Source organism: Bradyrhizobium sp. UBA2491, from assembly GCF_002341725.1.
GTDB lineage: Bacteria > Pseudomonadota > Alphaproteobacteria > Rhizobiales > Xanthobacteraceae > Bradyrhizobium.
In genome coordinates this window covers 27,189-27,645 of record NZ_DDOP01000056.1, presented here as the reverse complement: position 1 = coordinate 27,645, position 457 = coordinate 27,189, and the positions used below count along the sequence as shown (strand labels likewise).

Below are 457 nucleotides of genomic sequence, written 5' to 3'. Positions count from 1 at the left end.
GCTGCGCCGCGTGGTTGCGGCGTCGCTGCTGGACGTCGCGGTTCGCCATGGCGATCCCTATGCTTCGGCGCTGCAATCGGCGAAAGTGCTGGCCGACAATCCCGACGCGCTCAAACCGCTCGATGCGTTCGCGACGTCAGGCGTGCCGAATCCGGCGACGCTGTGCCGCGAGCTGGTCGAGATCGTGCCGAAGCTGGTGCCGCCTGCGCCGGAGGAGGCAACGACCGGCGCCGGGCTGGTCGATCGCCTGAGGGCCGGCGCGTCCACGCTGGTCCAGATCGAGCGCACCGACGGCACCGGGACCGATCGCGGCAGCATCGTCGCGCGGGTGACATCGGCCGCCGTGCATAATGATCTTGCACTCACCGTGCGCGAACTGAAATCGCTGCCGCCGGCGGATCGTACTGCCGCGCAAGCCTGGCTCGACAGGGTCGAGGCGCGCCGCGCCGCGCTCGAC

The 457-nt window shown here is 70.5% G+C and carries 1 pseudogene; it reads left to right on the top strand.

Annotated features, from left to right (window positions below):
* Window positions 1–457 (top strand): annotated as a pseudogene (locus B2W55_RS18155) (COG4223 family protein); the annotation flags it as partial.